17 protein-coding genes and 1 tRNA gene are annotated in these 17068 nt (G+C 49.1%); 10 read left to right on the top strand and 8 right to left on the bottom strand.

Features of this window, described 5'->3' with window-relative positions; translation table 11 throughout:
* Positions 1-105 precede the first annotated feature (105 nt).
* Positions 106-182: transfer RNA gene (locus Dpoa2040_RS11660), tRNA-Pro, on the top strand.
* Between the two features lie 392 nt (positions 183-574).
* On the opposite strand, the gene Dpoa2040_RS11655 is transcribed toward Dpoa2040_RS11660, so the two are convergent.
* The 6 genes from Dpoa2040_RS11655 to Dpoa2040_RS11630 all read right to left on the bottom strand — a co-directional run bounded on the left by Dpoa2040_RS11655 (position 575) and on the right by Dpoa2040_RS11630 (position 5924).
* Positions 575-730 carry a hypothetical protein gene (locus tag Dpoa2040_RS11655; RefSeq protein WP_168641345.1) on the bottom strand — a complete coding sequence of 52 codons (156 nt, stop codon included), beginning with the start codon at positions 728-730 and terminating at the stop codon, positions 575-577.
* A gap of 23 nt (positions 731-753) precedes the next feature.
* The gene (locus Dpoa2040_RS11650; protein ID WP_042867566.1) at positions 754-1551 is read right to left on the bottom strand and encodes an SDR family oxidoreductase; all 798 of its coding nucleotides are present in this window, start codon (positions 1549-1551) and stop codon (positions 754-756) included.
* A 3-nt stretch (positions 1552-1554) separates the two neighbouring features.
* Positions 1555-2199, bottom strand: coding sequence for an iron-containing redox enzyme family protein (locus tag Dpoa2040_RS11645; protein ID WP_168641344.1), 645 nt, complete (start codon positions 2197-2199; stop codon positions 1555-1557).
* 384 nt (positions 2200-2583) lie between these two features.
* Complete coding sequence (locus Dpoa2040_RS11640; protein ID WP_168641343.1) at positions 2584-3864, bottom strand: histidine-type phosphatase; 1281 nt, start codon at positions 3862-3864, stop codon at positions 2584-2586.
* A 204-nt stretch (positions 3865-4068) separates the two neighbouring features.
* Positions 4069-4539, bottom strand: a complete 471-nt coding sequence (locus tag Dpoa2040_RS11635; protein WP_246867292.1) for a GNAT family N-acetyltransferase — start codon at positions 4537-4539, stop codon at positions 4069-4071.
* A 14-nt stretch (positions 4540-4553) separates the two neighbouring features.
* Positions 4554-5924 carry a D-serine ammonia-lyase gene (locus Dpoa2040_RS11630; RefSeq protein ID WP_168641342.1) on the bottom strand — a complete coding sequence of 457 codons (1371 nt, stop codon included), beginning with the start codon at positions 5922-5924 and terminating at the stop codon, positions 4554-4556.
* 394 nt (positions 5925-6318) lie between these two features.
* Between Dpoa2040_RS11630 and Dpoa2040_RS11625 the strand changes: the two genes are divergently transcribed.
* From Dpoa2040_RS11625 to Dpoa2040_RS11600, 6 genes are all read left to right on the top strand, one after another.
* Positions 6319-6600: a hypothetical protein gene (locus tag Dpoa2040_RS11625; RefSeq protein WP_168641341.1), complete on the top strand. Its 282-nt coding sequence runs from the start codon at positions 6319-6321 to the stop codon at positions 6598-6600.
* Between the two features lie 186 nt (positions 6601-6786).
* Entirely contained in the window at positions 6787-7038 is a 252-nt protein-coding gene (locus Dpoa2040_RS11620) for a DUF1471 domain-containing protein (protein WP_168641340.1), read from the top strand.
* Between the two features lie 571 nt (positions 7039-7609).
* Positions 7610-8563 (top strand): hydroxyacid dehydrogenase, encoded by a 954-nt coding sequence (locus Dpoa2040_RS11615; RefSeq protein ID WP_168641339.1) that lies wholly within the window; start codon positions 7610-7612, stop codon positions 8561-8563.
* 10 nt (positions 8564-8573) lie between these two features.
* Positions 8574-9272 carry an RraA family protein gene (locus tag Dpoa2040_RS11610; protein WP_042867583.1) on the top strand — a complete coding sequence of 233 codons (699 nt, stop codon included), beginning with the start codon at positions 8574-8576 and terminating at the stop codon, positions 9270-9272.
* Positions 9248-10426 (top strand): metallo-dependent hydrolase, encoded by a 1179-nt coding sequence (locus Dpoa2040_RS11605; RefSeq protein ID WP_371810648.1) that lies wholly within the window; start codon positions 9248-9250, stop codon positions 10424-10426. Before Dpoa2040_RS11610 ends, Dpoa2040_RS11605 begins: the two co-directional genes overlap by 25 nt.
* A gap of 188 nt (positions 10427-10614) precedes the next feature.
* On the top strand, positions 10615-12489 hold the full coding sequence (locus tag Dpoa2040_RS11600; protein WP_168641338.1) for a sigma 54-interacting transcriptional regulator: 1875 nt from the start codon (positions 10615-10617) through the stop codon (positions 12487-12489).
* 60 nt (positions 12490-12549) lie between these two features.
* Here Dpoa2040_RS11600 and Dpoa2040_RS11595 read toward each other — a convergent pair whose 3' ends face one another.
* Positions 12550-13737, bottom strand: a complete 1188-nt coding sequence (locus Dpoa2040_RS11595; RefSeq protein WP_168641337.1) for an NAD(P)/FAD-dependent oxidoreductase — start codon at positions 13735-13737, stop codon at positions 12550-12552.
* Between the two features lie 307 nt (positions 13738-14044).
* Here Dpoa2040_RS11595 and pitA point away from each other — a divergent pair, with 307 nt between their 5' ends.
* On the top strand, positions 14045-15553 hold the full coding sequence (gene pitA, locus Dpoa2040_RS11590) for an inorganic phosphate transporter PitA (protein WP_168641336.1): 1509 nt from the start codon (positions 14045-14047) through the stop codon (positions 15551-15553).
* Between the two features lie 156 nt (positions 15554-15709).
* Here pitA and uspB read toward each other — a convergent pair whose 3' ends face one another.
* Positions 15710-16045, bottom strand: coding sequence for a universal stress protein UspB (gene uspB, locus Dpoa2040_RS11585; RefSeq protein ID WP_042867590.1), 336 nt, complete (start codon positions 16043-16045; stop codon positions 15710-15712).
* Between the two features lie 41 nt (positions 16046-16086).
* Here uspB and Dpoa2040_RS11580 point away from each other — a divergent pair, with 41 nt between their 5' ends.
* Both Dpoa2040_RS11580 and uspA read left to right on the top strand, forming a co-directional pair.
* Positions 16087-16350: a hypothetical protein gene (locus Dpoa2040_RS11580; RefSeq protein ID WP_168641335.1), complete on the top strand. Its 264-nt coding sequence runs from the start codon at positions 16087-16089 to the stop codon at positions 16348-16350.
* Between the two features lie 268 nt (positions 16351-16618).
* Positions 16619-17053, top strand: a complete 435-nt coding sequence (gene uspA / locus Dpoa2040_RS11575) for a universal stress protein UspA (RefSeq protein ID WP_042867592.1) — start codon at positions 16619-16621, stop codon at positions 17051-17053.
* Positions 17054-17068 lie beyond the last annotated feature (15 nt).

Here is a 17068-nt window from a genome sequence, read left to right as displayed (position 1 = left end):
CACGATATTTCATCGCGGCGTCGGATACTTTGTCATCAACCTATTGGCTTTGATGAAAAAGGGATTGACGCTATGGTAGGCGCGCAGTAATATGCGCCCCGCATTCGGTGAGTGGCGCAGCCTGGTAGCGCACTTCGTTCGGGACGAAGGGGTCGGAGGTTCGAATCCTCTCTCACCGACCATTTTTAGAGCGGTAAAATCCCGATTGCCGTGACATAAAACTCGCATCTTACAGATAGCGAGTTTTTTTGTTTCTATCGTCTGGCGTGGTGTTTTTTTAACCGGTTCTTTCGCTTTTCAGATATGTTCATGTCAAATTCTGATTACAGTGTTATTTCTTCGAAATTTTAATGTCTTACTCCCCATTTTTTTGCCAGATTTTTTTTGGTTTTATTTATTATCTTGTTGTTTGTTTTTTATTTTTTTTCATTAATTTATATTATTGCTGCTTTTTGGGGTATTTTCGATTAGGTGAGAAAATAATCAAATTTATCATGAAATTATTAGGCTTTTTAATCTGGGTAAGCGAATAAAAGGTGAAAAAAACGACATGACTACGCCTGATAATTTTCAGTTAAGCCTGCGACTGCTGGCTTAGCGTGCCGATACAGGGTGCTTTCTGGGTTGCCAGCGTTTTGTACTGGCAGAGCAGCCATTGTCGGTGGATATCCATCGATATATCGCTGGCATGGGCCACAACTGCTATCAGTAGCCCACCGAGCAGTAACATTATCGACGGTTTATCATGCTGATTTATCTATTCTTCTGCGACGCTACATAACGCTGGATAACGGCTAACTGACGTTTGATAGCATTATCCACCACAGCAGGCAGCAGAGCATTGAGCCGAACGAACAACTTTTCCGGCCACCCCAGCCACCGACGTACGCTTTCCCGCTCCAGTACATTCACCGCGTGTTCCGCTACCTGGGACGGGCTGTCACTACGATAACCCAACTCCTGAGTCAGAATGTTTATTGCTGAGTTACTGTCGTTGGTTTTGATGGCTCTGGGTGCCAAATGCAGTACTTTAATTCTTTTGTGTGACAATTCGCGGTGCAGCGCTTCACTAAATCCGCGCAAGGCAAACTGGCTGGCGCAATATACGCTGTATCCCGGATAACCGATGCCGCCCAACGTAGAACCGATATTCATAATGATGCCGGGCGCATTGATGCTATCGAGCAGAGCATGAGTCAACAGGATCGGTGCTTCGGCATTCAGCAAAAGCTGTTGATGGATAGTCTCGTGGCTCTGATCCTCAAACAGACTGAACGTTGAAAGCGCCGCGTTATTAATCAGCACGTCCAGTCTGGCGTTGTCCGGAAAACATTCGGCCAGTGCGTCACGATCCTGTTCGTCGAAGAGATCCGCCAGCAGAATATTATGGTGATTGGCGTCAGGCAGCCTGCGCTGCAACGCCAGCAATGCCTGTTCGTTACGGCCAACCAAATAGAGTCTGGCACCTCTTGCAGCCAGCGCCAGCGCCAGTTCCTGGCCCAGATCGCTGCTGGCACCGGTCAGTAGAATACGTTTATTTTCGAGCTTCATAACTTAGTGCTCCGTGAAGCTGTGCAGCATATCGCCGTACAGCCGATACACCACGTGAGCGGCGTGAATAATGGCAGCCTGATCGGCTACATCGTTGATGTTATCCATCAGTTCCGCGCAGCAAGGGGGCAGAGTCTGATCTGAGTGATCTGGTGAATGCGGCTGGTGCGTGGCGTCGGATGACTGTTCGGTTGCAACTTGCCCGGCGATGTTGGGAGCGATATGCATATGAATGCTCTCTAATACATGCATCAGGCCGAAAATACTCATCGGATTGCCGCGTTGGATCTGGTCGTAAAAATAGGCTGCCATTAACTCTATCCACTGAGCGGACGCGCGCTGACGCCAGGTATCCGTTTCAACGCCACAGGCGCGAATGGTGTCGAGGAGCGATGCCTTATAGCCGTACTCGGCGTCAATGTACCGCACAATTGCCTGACGTACCCACTCCTGATGCTGGGGCACGCGCCCGCTCGCAGCCATTAATAGCGGCACGCTATAACTAACGTGATGGTAAATCTGTATCAGGAAGGCGATGTACATGTCCCCTGTAATTGTCCCCTGACGGCAGGCGTTAATCACCGGAGCCGACATCAACAGTTGTTGCGATGTTGACGTTGCTGATTGTAGTTGCTGATAAAAACTCATGTCTTACTCCTGTATGGCGCGTTGACAGTCGTTAAGGCGGCACCTGAGGATGCGATAGAGTCATGCTAGCGGGAGAGCATTAAGAGAGACTTAAGACAATTAAAAAATCGTTCCAATGTCAGCGCGTTGTTTTATTTGTTTGATAAACAGATAAATTTTCAATCATCAGGTGATGGCGGTCATCAGCGCAGGCATCGGCGTTGATGTTACTATCCGAAGGTGATGTTGATATCCAGTATAATAATCGGCCCGATAAGCAATGATAGAAACAGAACGGAGAAACGGCATGTTGACGTCGCGCCGTGCGCATCAGTTGGCGATTCTGGTGGTGATGGCCGGTGCCTCGCTAATCACGGACGCGACCCGCCCGTGATGGCCGTAAAATTACATCGTGTAGCGCACCCGCAACAACGCGGTGCGATCTACCGACCCGTTAAGACGCGCCATGACGGCATCGTATGGGCACAGGGTGCCGACCTCGGTTTTCTGACAGCCTTCCATTGAAAATTCACTGCGCAGCGGCGGATTTTCATTATCCAGCACGGTCAGCCCGCGAATCTGATCCAGTGATTGCGCCTGAAAGTAGATGCGTATGAAGCGTTGATCAGACCGCAGGTTGCGCCAGCGTTCGAAAACCAGACTACCAGCCGGTGGAATATTACCGCGCGGGTAATCTCCCATCTGCCAGGTGAAGCCCATCATGGCGCGTAGTCTGGCGATATTGGTATCGTGGGCTACGTATAACAGCCATTTGGCATCGGGCGGGTCATCTGCCTGATGCTTCGGGTTGAGCGCCAGCGCTATCTGGTTCATCAACACCGAACTGCCGCGACGAGCTACGTAGGGTAAGTCGTTAGTGAAGTCATAGCTAGCGGTTAGCAGCGGCATCAGTTCGGCGACCTCAGCGGCGGTTCTGACGTTACCGAATGCCACCTGACTGAGCGGATTATTGTTGCTGTAGGCCAGCACGATGGTTTCCACGATGTTGGCTAGCGCCTTGGGACCGTGCAGCGAGATGGTCCCTCTTTTGCTTTCCTTCACTTCCCAGGTCGTGCTGAATGCCGGGCAGGATTTATCTGGCAGGCAGACCGCGCGTTTCAGGCGGTCAATCGACGGCTGCCATTCCGCCTGGATCTGCGCGGCATTTTTGCCCTGCATCGCTTTTTGCAGGTCGGCTTTTACCCGCTCCTGATCAATCGATACGCCAGCCGTTTCGGCATGGAACAGCGGATCACTCTCTTCGCTTTCCGGGCCGTGAATGGCAACGCCACAGCCGGGGAAGACACCATCCATCAACGCCATAGCGGTTTCCCGTGTGCGTTGCAGCGGGCTGGCCCAGACGAACACATCGCCGGGCTTTGGGCAGCGTTGTTGAAGTAGCGCGTGCTGGCGTAGATAGCGCCCTTCATACTGTCCTTTTAATACTGCCGCCGCATAACCGTGACCAGTCAGTTCACCGTAATTTGTCAGCCAGGTCGGCCAGTTGCGACTGGTACCTGCCTGAATCGTTCTGACATTGCCTTCAGTCGGTGGTCGCACACCATGGCGGCTGACCTCCACCACTTTTTCCAGCGCCCAGCTTGTCGGGACGGTTTCCGCCTGTGCCCCTGCCCAGGGTAGGGTCGATAACAACAACCCGGCAACGCGCTTGCGTGTCAATAACATAATTAATCCTCAGTAATGTCTTTTGGCTACTGCCAAGGTTAAGCGATGGTGGCGACGGGAAGAATATTTTTTCTATGTAAGAAGCGAGGGGTTTTTTTTCAGTCTGTAAACAAGGCGGTGGTGGGAAAATATCTTTGGTTTTACCGATTAATCTGGGATGACAGTACATTAACTGAAACGTCGAAAAGCTGAGGTATTACAGCTTCAGGTGCATGAAAGTATCAGACGCATAGTCGTTAATTCCAGCCCCTTATCACCAAACGGTGCGACGGCAGCGATGTGAAAGTCAAGCGACTGATAACAGCGCATCGCGCTGTGGTTATGGCTAAATACCGACAACGAAATGGTATGCGCCCCAAATTGTTGCGCCGCCCGTTGGATGGCGGCCTTTAACATCGCTTGCGCCAGCCCAACCCCACGGAAGGCTGGGTCGATAAACACCCGACACAAGCGGCTGTGGTGTGGTTCTACCTGATACAACTCGATAAATCCCACAATGTTGCGCTGATGTTTGAACAGATAAGGGACAAACTGTGGGTTAGCAAGATGATTGGTAATCTGTGCGGTCGTGAGTGGAAACGAATAAGTGGGTCCGCCCCACAGCAGATTCAGTTCGTCACTCTCTATCCAGCGAGTCAGGCGCGGATAATCCGCTGGCGTAAAATCGATAAGCATCAGGGGTTGTTTCCTTACCTGTGTAGCGATTGGCGGCTGGCGACGCCAGCTTGCAGATAGCGAGTCATCTCGTCTTCCGGCACCATGCCGCCGCCGGTAGCCCAGATGACATGGGTACCTTGCAGACAACGCTGTGGCGTCAACGGGGCGCGTTGGCGGTAGCCCTGCTCTTCCTGCAGCAGCCGCAGAAAGCCCGGCGCGCCCGCCAGTGCGGACGGTTCCAGCAGAATGTGCTGGGTGTCGTGCATCACATGCAACAGCGCCAGCATGTCCTCATCCGTCAGCGTGTAGTAACCATCAATCAGTCGCTGCATGGCTTTGCCGACAAAGCCGGAAGGACGGCCAACCGCCAGACCGTCCGCCGTGGTGCGGTTACTGATACCAAAGTCCTGCACCGCTAATTGATCATGCAAGCCGGTGTAGACGCCCATCAACATGCAGGGGGATTCGGTCGGTTCGGCGAAAATGCAGTGCACGTGATCGCCAAATGCCAGTTTCAGCCCGAAGCTAATGCCGCCGGGTGCACCGCCGACGCCGCACGGCAGGTAGACGAACAACGGGTGATCGGCATCCACTGCCCGGCCCTGCTCGGCAAACTGTGCTTTCAGCCGTTCGCCTGCTACGGCGTAACCAAGAAACAGCGAGGTGGAGTTTTCATCGTCGATAAAGTGGCACAGTAGGTCGGACAGCGCTTCCCGGCGGCCTTGCGCCACCGCCTGACCGTAATCGCCATCGTACTCCACCACCCGCACGCCGTGCGTACGCAGCCGGTCTTTCTTCCACTGTCGGGCGTCGGCGGACATATGTACGGTGGTATCAAACCCCAGCCGGGCGCTGGCAATGCCGATCGACATGCCCAGATTGCCGGTAGAGCCGACCGCTATCTTGTGACGGCGCAAGCACTGTTGGCAGTCGTCATCCAGCAGGCGGCGATAATCATCGCTTTCCCGCAGCAGACCGTGGCGCAACGCCAGCTGTTCGGCATGGTACAACACCTCGTAAATGCCGCCGCGTGCTTTGACCGAACCTGCTACCGGCAAGTGACTGTCCAACTTCAGTAAAACTGACGGCGGCGCTTCCAGCCCGGCCTGTTGGGCGATGGTAGCGGCAAATGCCGGCACGGGCACCAGCTCTGATTCGATGATGCCGTTGCTGGCTTCCAGCTCCGGAAAAGCCTGTTGCAGCAAGGGGGCGAAACGTTGCAAACGCTGACTGGCGTCGGCCACGTTGGCAGCGGTTAACGGCACGTCACTCAGCGCGTCATTTACGGAAGTTGCCGCTGGGTTGAACCAACACACCGGCTGGCGATTCACCAGCAGAGCCAGCAGCGGAAAGTCGTGGAACCATTGCTGCAACGGTTTGCCGTGTAAGGTCTCGGCCATCATCGTCGTCTCCTGTTAATCGCCGTTGGTCATGTACTGTCGTTCATGCAGTAGTTGTTCATGCATGGTTGTTCATCATGCCTGTATTGACGGGAATTTGCCTGCCAACATAGCGGCTCTGATCGTTGGTGGTGTGGTTTTTTTATTTAATAATCAAATTGATATTTATTTTTTTATTCCCTATACAGAATTTTTATACTGGGACAAACGGCTTTTACGACAAATTTACCGCCCGGCGAGTAGCCTGACTGCGTGTCCCCGAATGGTGCGGCGGTAACCGAAGACGAATGGGGCCGGCAGGGGACCGTGATATGGCTCAGATACGCTGTGCGGCAGGCCCATTTCATCGGTGAAGTGAGCCTGCCATAGCGGGTCGTTGCAAGAGGAGGAGGCAATCATGAAAGTAAACGTGCTGGCAGCAGGTGGACTGTTACTGATGTTGCCATTAGGTGTGCTGGCGGTAGCGCCTTATCCGGTGGATGACAGCCATGAATTTACCGAGGCACAACGGGCGGAAATCCGTCGAATTGTGACGGAATATCTGCTGGCGCACCCGGATAAAGGGCAGGCGAGCGACCAGGCGCCTACTGGCGACAGATGCAGGTCGGCACATCCGGTGGCTGACAACGGCAAACTGAGTTCGTGCACCAACACGCAGTGGATGTGTTTGTCACAGTAAACCCGCGGGAGAAGCAGGAGGAAAAGGTAGTAAACAATAGGGTGGTTTTATTTCATTTATTTTGAATAATATCTGCAAATAAACTTGATTTTAACACTGAGTTAACAGGTCTATTATCACTTCCATCGAAAGCGAAGACGCTTTCAGTAAAGAAATAAACCGAATTCAACGTGAAGGATATTGACCATGAACGCTATCAAAAATATTGTTGCAGTTATCACCCTGACTACCGTTTCTTTCGGCACTTTCGCCGCAACAGAAGTTCAGCAGTCTGCCAGTCAGTCCATCGGCACCGTCAGCGCGACTGCCAATACGCTGGATGGTCTGCAGGCCAACCTGTCTGAAAAAGCGAATGCCGCTGGCGCTAAATCGTTCCGTATCATCTCTGCGACCGGCAGCGATAATCAACTGCGTGGTGTGGCTGAACTCTATAACTGATAACCGGTTTATCGTTATCACGCGCAACAATGGCCGCCTTCGGGCGGCTTTGTTGTTGGTGTACTACGCTGAACCTCGCATCACTTGCGTCGCTGATACTGACCTGATAGCGGTTATCAGGAAGATGGGCAACGTTCTGCGGTGCCTTGCTGAGTACATGGTGCAAATGCTGTTGTCCTGAAATAAGGTGGATAAAAACATTTATTCATTCCATATCGATTACCCACTCTCTATCTACATCCCCCAAATAAGCATTGAATGCTTTATCTCTCCAATAGAACCATCAAACAATCAGTCACAGTCAATCAATAAATAAATGTACGACCATGCTTTGTGACGCCGGTTAAATTAGTCATTTCAAAATGAAATTCATTGTTTTCATATTTAAATGCAGTGAGTTTGCAGAGTAATCAGAAACGTGATTCATATCACCAGGATAATCAACAACAAGAAAACAACATTTTTTAAATGGCTTTAAATATCAATGTATTGTGAGTGTAAGGGCGAGTGTGGATGGTTCTGGCATACGACGTGCATTTATAGGAGGGTAATTAATACTGGAGATAGTTAAATGGCGTACAAAATTTTGCTTCCTCAAGAAATTATGCAAGAAGGAAGAGAATATCTGGAAAGTCGTGGTTATGAGTTAATCACAGGTTCCGGGATGGAAGAAGAAGATATTATCCGTGATATCCCGGATTGTGACGGCATTATTGTCCGTTTATCTAAAATGTCCGACCGTGTATTTGAGGCGGCGAAAAAATTGAAAGTCGTGGTGCGTCATGGCGCAGGCTACGACACCGTAGATTTAGAGTCTGCGAAACGCCATGGAGTCGTGGTATTAAATGCACCGCTCGCCAATAGTATGTCTGTAGCCGAACTGGCAATATTTTATATGTTGCATTGCTCGCGTAATTTCAAGCTGGTTGAAGAAAAAATGCTTGAAGATTATTACTGGGCAAAACTGCGTACGCCGAAAGTCGAATTAGATGAAAAAACGCTGGGTTTAATTGGTGTAGGTAATATTGGCTCACGCGTGGCAATTAAGGCGTTACATGGCTTCAATATGAAAGTCATTGCTTATGATCCGTATAAAAACCAGGACCAGGTTCCTGAAGGCGTTGAGCTGACCGACGATTTCGACCGTATTTTTAAAGAAAGCGATTTTGTCTCTCTGCACTGCCCGACAACCGTAGAAACCATGGACTTTATTGGTGAAAAACAATTCTCAATGATGAAGCCGACGGCTTATTTCATCAATACGGCACGGGGCAAACTCGTGGATGAAAAAGCGTTGTATCACGCGTTAACCAGCAATGTAATTGCAGGCGCGGGTGTTGATGTGTTGAAAAAAGAACCCTTCGACCCGAACGACCCTATTTTCCAATTAAACAATATCGTTATTGGTCCGCATATCGGTGCGGCAACCAAAGAAGCGACTGATCGTGCGTCGCTGCATTCCGCCATCGGCATTGATGAAGTGCTGTCAGGTAAAAAACCATCCTGGCCAGTGCCGGGTTTTTAAGGAGAACATCATGTCTATTGGTAATCGTGTTTTTACTCAACGCCCGGCATTTGACGTTGAATTACTGAAACAGTATGAACAACTTCCGGCTGCGAATATCGCGGATACGATGAACCGAATTGCCGTACTGGGAAATGGTATTAAGCGCATATCTTCTCCCAAAAAGCCGATTATGGCGGGCTACGCCATTACGGTAAAAGCGCGTGCTGGCGATAATTTAATGTTGCACGCCGCACTGGATATGGCTAGCGAAAATGATGTGATTGTGGTGTCAAATGAAGGCGACCGTTCTCGTGCATTAATGGGCGAAATTATGGTGGCCTATGCCCATTACACCAAAAAAATCGCCGGTATTGTGCTGGATGGCCCAATCCGGGATATCGATGCCCTTTCAGTACTGGATTTCCCTCTTTATGCCACGGGCTCCAACCCGGCGGGTCCTTTTAAAGAAGGTCCCGGCGAAGTCAATACGCCGATTGCGGTCGGCGGTGTTGCGGTATGTCCTGGCGACCTGATTGTCGGCGATGCGGATGGCGTTATTGTCGTCCCTTTGGGTGATGCCGCTGCATTACTGGAAAAAGCAAAGGAATATGCAAAATTTGATGCCAGCAAAGTCGAAGCCGCTAAGAACGGCGCAGCAAGTCGTGCATGGGTGAAAAAATCATTAGACGAAAAAGGCGTTGAATTTATCGACGATATTTACCGCTGAATATTCTGATTAAAAATGGACGGGTTGTTGATACCGATAATGATGATTACGTTAGTCGTGATATTGGCATCATTGGCAACCGGATCGTCGATCTTAATCAAGCTGATATTTCTGAGGTCGAAACGGTTATTGATGCAGCCGGCTGTATTGTGATGCCGGGGCTGATTGATTTCCATTTGCATGTTTTCCATGGTGGGACAGCAATCAGTGTCAACCCCGATGTTATCTGTTTACCCAACGGCGTAACCAGTGTGGTGGATGCGGGAAGCAGTGGTTGGGTTAATTACCCCGTTTTTCGCAATACCGTCATTAACACATCCATGGTGAAAATAAAAAGTTACCTGAATGTGGTTAATGTCGGTCTTTCAACATTGGGCGGTGGTGCTACCGGGTATCTTGAAAATACCAACCCCGCTAACTATAACGTAGAAAAAATTGCGCAAACGCTGGCGGAGAATAAAGAAAATATTCTGGGTCTAAAATTACGTTATAGTCAGGATATCGCCAGAGGAAAAAACTACGCCAGCGATCCGTTCTTTGCATCAGTCGCGCTGGCACGGCAGCTTGATACCTCGATTTGTGTACACGTCACAGATTCGTTGCTGTCGGCAGATGAGCTGATTAGCCATTTCCAAACTAACGACATTTATGCTCACTGCTTTCACGGCACGGGGAACGCCATTCTCGATAAAAATGGAGATCTCTATCAGGGCATTAAAGAAGCGAAAGACAGAGGCGTTATTTTTGACTGTTCAAACGGCGTGGCGCATTTTGATTTTAATGTTGCTGGCAACGCGATGGAACAAGGTTTCTATCCCGATATCATCAGTACCGATTTAACACTGAGAAACAGTCTGCGTACCGACAAGGTATACAGCCTGCTTTTCGTCATGTCGAAATATCTCAATATGGGGATGTCTTTGTTTGATGTGATTCGTGCTGTAACGGTGACGCCTGCACGCCTGATGAACATGCAAGGCCGTATCGGTACATTACAACCTGGCGCGTTTGCGGATATCGCCATCGCTAAGCTGTGCAAGCAGAAGATCACATTTGAAGATACAAAAGGCAAGAAAATCGTCGGCGACCATTATATTGATAACTGCGCAACCATCTGTAATGGTCAGATTGTTTATCGTCGTTATAGCTTCTAGTTTTCGTTGATGATCAGCATTAGCTGATGACAAAAAAGGCTCTGTGTATACTCTGCATAGAGCCTTTTTTTATCATCCATCCGGATACAGGATATGCAGAATAGTGTACGTGATTTATATTATTGATAAAAAATAACTTAGTTATATAATTATTATGCATATTGTGTGGTATAACGGTTGGTGGATATATGAAAAATAATGATATCGTTATTTTTTCAGTTTCAAAGACGATTACTCAAAGAATTTCAAACGTGTTGATCGAAAGAGAGCTGGATATTCCTTTGTACGAATTTAATTACCTTGATGTTGTGGAAAAGGCGCTTGAGCTTATCCAATGGGGAACAAAGATTATTATTAGTCGTGGCGGGACCGCAGCATTGCTAAGAAGTAGTGTGAACATTCCCGTCGTTGAAATAGCACATGATATCTATGGCATTTATCGTATCATTCAGGAAGCTAAAAATAAATCTCAGAAAATTGCTGCTGTAGGGTTTCCGCAATTCTGCAATGTCCTTAGACATTATCAGAATATGACTAATGAAGAATTTAAAATATGTCAGGTATATAATCATTACGATATTGAAAGTGTTGTAAAAAGTCTCGCAGATAATGATTATCAGCTGGTGATTGGTGGACTGGCCGTTGCAGAGATGGCTAAAAAGTACAACCTTAATGTCGTGATGGGAGATACCGATAATGTCTCTATTGAGCAGGCGCTTAATGAAGCGTTTAATCTTTTAAAATATATAAATAAAGAAAATGAAAAGCTCTCAATGAGTTATTCAGCTTTAAACCAGTCTCGTGAAGCTATTATGTGTATCGATCAGACTGGAGAGATTATTAGTATAAATGAAAAAGGGAGTGAATTATTTCAGTGCAATCCTGGTGATAAGATTTTTAAAAAAGACGCTTTCAAAGATATTTTTGGCAGTATAATCAATGAAGTTGATGTTAAAGATCTGGTCATGGAAATTGATGGGGATATTATACATATCACTATTAAGCACTTCTCAAATAAGCAAAGCTTTTATAGTGTGATAACCGGGTTTAAACAAGATAATTCGCTGTGGATTAACTTGCGTAGTAATAAGAAGAGTAACCTTAAAGGGTTTGCGGCTACTTATTCTTTCTCCGATATTATAGGAAAATCAAACGCTATCTCTAAAACGATTGAAAGAGCAAAGCTTTATGCTCATCACGATTTACCTGTTAATATTTTTGGCGACACGGGAACCGGTAAGGAGTTATTCGCACAGAGCATTCATAATGCCAGCGCCAGATGTGCGGAGCCTTTTATTGCCATCAATTGCGCAGCAATTCCTGAAAGTATTCTTGAGAGCGAGTTGTTTGGTTATGCAGAGGGTGCATTTACCAATGCCCGAAAGGGAGGAAAACCCGGTGTCTTTGAAATGGCGATGAATGGTACTGTCTTTATCGATGAAATTAGTGAAGCGCCGCTATCAGTACAAGTGAAGTTATTACGAGTATTGCAGGAAAAGACGTTTACCCGCCTTGGTGGTGACTCGTTGATTGCGGCTGATTTTCGACTGATCACTGCCAGCAATAAGGATTTGAGTGAGCTGGTGAAATCCGGGGACTTCAGGCAGGATTTATACTATCGAATTAATATCCTTGAATTAAGATTGCCTGCCTTACATGAAAGATCTGATGATGTAATGCTGATTATTCATGATCTGCTATCCCGACAGGGTAAAAATCTCACATTCACTGATGATGCTGTAGATTTCATGAGTAATTATTCGTGGCCAGGAAACATTCGGGAATTACAGGCAATAATATACAGACTAATCGTTTTGATTAATGTTGATGTTGTTGATGAAAATATTTTGCGTAATATAAGTAAAATTACACTTTCCGATACGCATGATTTTACTGAAGATGCAGGATCGGAAGAGGTGGGTTTATTAAAGAAACAAGAGGAAAAACTGATTTGTCATATAATAAAGAAAACTGATGGTGATCGAATAAAAGCCTCTGTCATTCTTGGTATCAGCCCAACGACACTCTGGCGGAAAATGAAAGAATATAAAATTAACGATTGAGGCTCAGGCTACTGCCCAGATGCTCAAATCAGGAGGGGCGAATTAACCCTAACCCATGACTCAATTATCCAATGCCTGCGCGCACGCCCAGGCGGAACTCCAGGCCCATTGAAAATTGTAGCCGCCTAGCCAACCGGTGACATCCACCACTTCGCCGATGAAGTAAAGACCCGGCACCTTGCTGGTTTCCATTGTTTTTGACGACAGTTCGCGGGTATCAACGCCGCCGAGCGTCACTTCCGCGGTGCGGTAGCCTTCGGTACCATTAGGCTGAACCCGCCACTGTTGCAGTGTGGTTTCTACCTCGATTTGCTGCGGCTTATTAAGTTGTTTCAGTGTGACATCCGGCAACTGCCCTAATGTTTGCAGACATTCTACCAGCCGCTTCGGCAACCACTTCGACAACGTGTTTTTCAGGTTCTGGTTCGGGTGTGCCTGACGCTCGGCATTAAGACACTCAGCCAGATCAATCGTAGGCAACAGATTGATGGTGACGAATTCCCCCGGTTGCCAGTAGCTGGACAGTTGCAGAATCGCCGGGCCGGACAGGCCGCGGTGAGTGAACAGAATGTTTTCGCGGAATATGGTGCCGTTTTCAGCGCTCACTACCGCTGGCACCGACACGCCTGAAAGCGCCTGTAACTGTTCCAGCAGCGGCTTGTGCAGGGTGAACGGTACCAGTGCGGCGCGGGTTGGCAACACATTGAGGTCAAACTGTGCCGCCAGTTGATAACCGAACGGTGTAGCGCCTAATCCCGGCATCGATAGTCCGCCGGTGGCGATGACCAGCGCGCGCGCCTGCACTGGCCCGGTGCTGAGCTGCACCTGAAACTGCGCGTTTTTTTCCACCGAGACAACCTCGCTGCGCAGGCGCAGCGTCACCTTACCGGCTTCGCACTCTTTCATCAGCATATCGACAATATGTTGCGCAGAATCGTCGCAAAATAGCTGGCCAAGGGTTTTTTCGTGATACGCGATGCCATGGCGGGTTACCAGACTGATGAAATCCCACTGGGTGTAACGGGCAAGGGCGGATTTGCAAAAGTGCGGATTATGCGACAGGTAAGCCGCAGGTTCGGCGTACAGATTGGTAAAGTTGCAACGTCCACCACCGGACATCAGAATTTTGCGGCCCGGTTTTTTGCCGTTGTCCACCAGTAGTGCACGCAGCCCTTTCTGGCCTGCCTGTGCCGCGCAAAATAACCCAGCTGCGCCTGCGCCAATGATGATTACGTCAAACTGTTCCACGTTGTTCTCCTGCTATGCCGCCCGCTGATTAGTGGGTGGCCGATTATAGGTGATGTCCGATTGCAGATCACCTGACAAGGCGAGCCTTGCATCAGGCCGCGCCTTCGCTGGAACCCGTGTTATTTTTTCAGGTAACAAAATGTGTTTATGATAAAGAGTAATAATGCATTGATTTTAATTAATTAAATGGTTATCAACGGCAGGGTTGGCGTAAATTAAGTCAAAATAATGTCATATTTTTCTTTTCCCGTTTCAGCTTGTCACCGATAATGCGCCGCGTTCATGACCACTACATGGCCTAACACATATGTTACATTTATTTGCCGGGCTTGATTTCCATACCGGTTTAATGTTGATTCTCGCTCTGCTGTTTGTCCTGTTCTACGAAGCTATCAATGGCTTTCACGATACCGCCAACGCGGTGGCTACTGTTATCTATACCCGTGCGATGCGTGCCCAACTGGCGGTTGTCATGGCCGGTGTTTTCAATTTCCTTGGGGTATTGCTGGGGGGGCTGAGCGTGGCGTATGCCATCGTTCACCTGCTGCCAACCGATTTGCTGCTGAATGTCAGTTCTACTCACGGGCTGGCGATGGTGTTTTCTATGCTGTTGGCGGCGATCATCTGGAACCTGGGGACCTGGTATTTCGGGCTGCCGGCTTCCAGTTCTCACACCCTGATCGGTGCCATTATTGGTATTGGTTTGACCAATGCGCTGGTGACCCATACATCGGTGGTGGATGCGCTCAATATTCCTAAAGTCGTTAGCATTTTCCTGTCGCTGCTGGTATCGCCGGTGGTCGGTATGATCATCGCCGGGTTGATGGTGTATCTGCTGCGTCGTTACTGGAGCAGCAATAAGAAGCGTCAGCGCGTTCACCTGACGCCAGCCGAACGCGAGAAACAGGATGGTAAGCGCAAGCCGCCGTTCTGGACCCGTACGGCGTTGATCTTGTCTGCGGTGGGGGTGAGCTTTTCTCACGGCGCCAACGACGGTCAGAAAGGTATTGGCTTGCTTATGCTGGTGCTGATTGGCGTGGCGCCTGCCGGGTTTGTGCTGAATATGGATGCGTCGGGTTACGATATCAGCCGTACCCGCGATGCGGTGATGAACCTGCAAAGCTATTACCAATCTCACCAAACATCACTGGCGCATGTGATCGATTTGTCGCACCCGGTGATCCCGGCTCCGGAAAACGTGATTCCGTCTACCGGCAACAAACCGGATTTTCACTGTGATACCTCTCGCGCCTTGATCGCCATTGACCGTGCGCTGGGTCTGCTGAATAACGTAAAAAGCTACGGTGAACTGGCTGCGGAAGATAGAGCCCGTGTTCGTCGCTTGTTGATGTGTATCTCCGATACGCTGGATCACGTCGTCAAGCTGCCGGAAATTCCGGCTGATGATAAACGCCTGCTCAATAACTTGCGTAGCGACCTGCTGTATACGGTGGAATATGCTCCGCTGTGGATTATTGTGGCCGTGGCGCTGGCGCTGTCGCTCGGTACCATGGTGGGCTGGAAGCGCGTGGCGGTCACCATTGGCGAGAAGATTGGTAAAAAAGGCATGACCTACGCGCAGGGCGTTTCAGCGCAGGTGACGGCAGCCATCTCGATTAGCATCGCCAGCTATACCGGTATGCCGGTTTCCACGACGCATGTGCTCTCATCGGCTGTAGCCGGAACCATGATCGTCGATGGCGGCGGCGTGCAGGGGAAAACCGTGAAAAGCATTCTGCTGGCCTGGGTGTTTACCCTGCCGGTATCGATGCTGTTGTCCGGCGTGCTTTACTGGCTGGCGTTAAAACTGATTTAACCTGCGGTGATGAAACCGCAAGGTGACAAGGCAAGACAAATAAGAAAGGCGGCCACCAGGTCGCCTTTCTGCTTTTCGTGTATAGCGTTGATGAGTTGATAGGTTGATAGGTTTATAGGAACACGACCGGTTTATGCCGTCCGCTGGTGTCTCGCTTCAGTGCCAGATGATCAGGCCAACGAGGCTCACTACCACCAGCCCGCACAAGGCGGAAGTCAGCAGAAACTGACCACGCACCCGTGCGCAGCGACGGATGAATTCAGGGTCGTGATGGTCAAGATAACGTTGTGCGTAGATATAGCGAACCAGCCGTAACTGCTTGCTGGGCTGCCCGTGGGAGGTGAAAAAGCCACCTCCGTCCACATACTGATAAAGCAGCGGGTCACAGTCTCTCAGTATCAGCAGCAGCACTCGTAACGAAGAATAATATCGCGCCATATTGATGACACAGACGACACATAAAGCCCAGAAAAGCGCAAATGTACTAATCATCATGCTTCCCTCCCGGATTATGACCCTCCAGATGCTGGTATGTGTCTGATCCTGATGACATCACATCTGTGGGTATTTATGCCACACGTTATTCACGCGATGTTATGGGGCTGCCAGATCATGGCGAGTTGCCCAGGTGCTTTTCTGCACCCTCTGTATCCCTGCCGGAAGATGGACTAGCACAGCCCTTCTTCAATTTCATTGTAGAAGAGCCTGGTGCTTTTTTTCCATACCTGACGCAAGGTTCATTACCCGCCCAAAACATCATCACGTCTTTTGATCTGGCATCGGCTTCTACGCCGTAGGCCCTGTTCTTTTCAACTACACTTTATCTATGTGCGTGCGAGAGTCTTACCCGTTATTAAGGCTTCACTCTTGTAGGTAGTATCGGCGCGAACGGGTGGTCACTTCAGGGTACATCCGTAAAACCGTTACAAAATATGTGGTGTTGTGATCTATTGAACATAACCCTGAATTATGTGGGTGTTATGCTCATAACAGCCATTGGTTATCAGACTGGCAGGAGAAATATCTGCTGACCCATCAGTTAGTCATTACGGAAGGAGCTTAATTATGGCTTACAAACACATCCTTATTGCGGTTGATCTGTCACCGGAAAGTAAGGTGTTAGTGGAAAAAGCGGTCTCCATGGCGCGACCGTATGATGCCAAAGTCTCTTTGATCCATGTTGACGTGAATTACTCCGATCTTTACACCGGGCTGATCGATGTCAACCTGGGCAACATGCAGCAGCGCATTTCCGAAGAAACCCATCATGCGTTGAAAGAGTTGGCGGACAATGCCGATTATCCTATCTCGGAAACCCTGAGCGGCAGTGGCGATTTGGGTCAGGTGCTGGTTGACGCTATCCGTAAGTATGATGTTGACCTGGTATTATGCGGTCACCATCAGGATTTCTGGAGCAAATTGATGTCGTCTGCACGTCAGCTGATCAATACCGTGCATGTCGATATGTTGATTGTGCCGCTGCGTGATGACGAGGAGTAAGCTGCCTGAACGGTT

The sequence above is a fragment of the Dickeya sp. CFBP 2040 genome, from assembly GCF_012273755.1.
GTDB lineage: Bacteria > Pseudomonadota > Gammaproteobacteria > Enterobacterales > Enterobacteriaceae > Dickeya > Dickeya poaceiphila.
The sequence above is the reverse complement of the archived record's forward strand: the minus strand, read 5'-3'. Positions and strand labels throughout refer to the sequence as shown.

What these genes read in the sequence shown, in the direction of transcription:
- uspA (WP_042867592.1), top strand. Translation starts at nt 16,619, where the DNA reads ATGGCTTACAAACACATCCTTATTGCGGTTGATCTGTCACCGGAAAGT.
- Dpoa2040_RS11650 (WP_042867566.1), bottom strand. Translation starts at nt 1,551, where the DNA reads ATGAAGCTCGAAAATAAACGTATTCTACTGACCGGTGCCAGCAGCGAT.
- Dpoa2040_RS11655 (WP_168641345.1), bottom strand. Translation starts at nt 730, where the DNA reads ATGTTACTGCTCGGTGGGCTACTGATAGCAGTTGTGGCCCATGCCAGC.
- Dpoa2040_RS11640 (WP_168641343.1), bottom strand. Translation starts at nt 3,864, where the DNA reads ATGTTATTGACACGCAAGCGCGTTGCCGGGTTGTTGTTATCGACCCTA.
- uspB (WP_042867590.1), bottom strand. Translation starts at nt 16,045, where the DNA reads ATGATTAGTACATTTGCGCTTTTCTGGGCTTTATGTGTCGTCTGTGTC.
- Dpoa2040_RS11645 (WP_168641344.1), bottom strand. Translation starts at nt 2,199, where the DNA reads ATGAGTTTTTATCAGCAACTACAATCAGCAACGTCAACATCGCAACAA.
- Dpoa2040_RS11630 (WP_168641342.1), bottom strand. Translation starts at nt 5,924, where the DNA reads ATGATGGCCGAGACCTTACACGGCAAACCGTTGCAGCAATGGTTCCAC.
- Dpoa2040_RS11625 (WP_168641341.1), top strand. Translation starts at nt 6,319, where the DNA reads ATGAAAGTAAACGTGCTGGCAGCAGGTGGACTGTTACTGATGTTGCCA.
- Dpoa2040_RS11615 (WP_168641339.1), top strand. Translation starts at nt 7,610, where the DNA reads ATGGCGTACAAAATTTTGCTTCCTCAAGAAATTATGCAAGAAGGAAGA.
- Dpoa2040_RS11600 (WP_168641338.1), top strand. Translation starts at nt 10,615, where the DNA reads ATGAAAAATAATGATATCGTTATTTTTTCAGTTTCAAAGACGATTACT.
- Dpoa2040_RS11610 (WP_042867583.1), top strand. Translation starts at nt 8,574, where the DNA reads ATGTCTATTGGTAATCGTGTTTTTACTCAACGCCCGGCATTTGACGTT.
- Dpoa2040_RS11635 (WP_246867292.1), bottom strand. Translation starts at nt 4,539, where the DNA reads ATGCTTATCGATTTTACGCCAGCGGATTATCCGCGCCTGACTCGCTGG.
- pitA (WP_168641336.1), top strand. Translation starts at nt 14,045, where the DNA reads ATGTTACATTTATTTGCCGGGCTTGATTTCCATACCGGTTTAATGTTG.
- Dpoa2040_RS11620 (WP_168641340.1), top strand. Translation starts at nt 6,787, where the DNA reads ATGAACGCTATCAAAAATATTGTTGCAGTTATCACCCTGACTACCGTT.